Genomic DNA, 1,186 nt, shown 5'->3' with positions numbered 1-1,186 from the left:
GAGGCCGAGCGGATCCTCACCGCGGGCGGTCGGGTCGTCGGCGTGCGCCTGGCCGACGGCACGCCGGTTCCGGCCGACCGCGTCGTGTGCAATGCCGATTGCGCCGCCCTCGGCGCGGGCCTGTTCGGAACCGGACGCCGCCGTCGCCGGCGAGCGGCTCGCGCCCGGCGAGCGCTCGCTGTCCGCCGTCACATTCTGCGCGGAGGCGGTGCCTTCCGGCTTCCCGCTGGCGCACCACACGGTCTTCTTCTCCCGCGATTACCGGGCCGAGTTCGACACGATCCTGCGAGACCGTCGCCTGCCCGACGATCCCACGGTTTACGTCTGTGCCCAGGACCGGGACGCGGCGGGGACCGCGCCGCAGGGGCCCGAGCGCCTGCTCATGCTCGTCAACGCACCGGCGGATGGCCGGGAGCGACCGCTCACGCCGTCGGAGACCCAGAGATGCGAGACGACCCTGATCCGCCGGTTGGAGGCCTGCGGGCTCACCCTGACCTTCGCGTCGTCGGCGGTGACCACGACGCCACGGGATTTCGACGCCCTCTTTCCCGGGACGGGCGGAGCGCTCTACGGGCGGGCGGCGCAGGGATGGGCGACGACCTTCAAGCGCGCGGGCGCCCGGACGGCGCTGCCGGGCCTCTATCTGGCGGGGGGCTCGATCCATCCCGGCCCGGGCGTGCCGATGGCCGCGCAATCGGGTCGGCTGGCAGCGGCGGCGATCCTGGAGGACCGCGATTCGATGGCCCGGTCGCGCGGGGCGGCTACGCGTGGTGGTACGTCGATGCGGTGAGCGACGATGGCCGTCACGGCCTCACGATCATCGCGTTCATCGGAAGTGTGTTCTCGCCCTACTACGCGTGGAGCGCCGAGAAGGACCCCTTCGCCCATTGCGCCATGAACGTGGTCCTCTACGGCGATCGCGGCCGCTTCGCGATGACCGAGCGGCGCGCTGCCAGCCTGTCGCGCGGCCCCGACCACATCGCCATCGGCCCGAGCGCGATGCACTGGGATGGCACGGCGCTGACCGTTCGCATCGACGAGCGCGGGGCGCCGCTGCCCCATCGACTCCGCGGCACCGTCCGTCTCGAGCCGCGCGGTTTCACGGCGGGTCCGTTCCATCTCGACAGGGCGGGCCGCCACCGCTGGTGGCCGATGGCGCCGTCCTCCCGGGTCGAGGTGGATTTCG

At 72.9% G+C, this 1,186-nt stretch carries 2 pseudogenes; both read left to right on the top strand.

The features are described from left to right. Nucleotides 1-790, top strand: a pseudogene (locus I53_RS16585) (phytoene desaturase family protein); the annotation flags it as partial. Beyond that, nucleotides 787-1,186, top strand: a pseudogene (locus tag I53_RS16580) (carotenoid 1,2-hydratase); the annotation flags it as partial. The pseudogenes I53_RS16585 and I53_RS16580, both read left to right, overlap by 4 nt.

The organism is Methylobacterium sp. B1, assembly GCF_000333255.1.
Taxonomy (GTDB): Bacteria; Pseudomonadota; Alphaproteobacteria; order Rhizobiales; family Beijerinckiaceae; genus Methylobacterium; species Methylobacterium fujisawaense.
The sequence above is the reverse complement of the archived record's forward strand: the minus strand, read 5'-3'. Positions and strand labels throughout refer to the sequence as shown.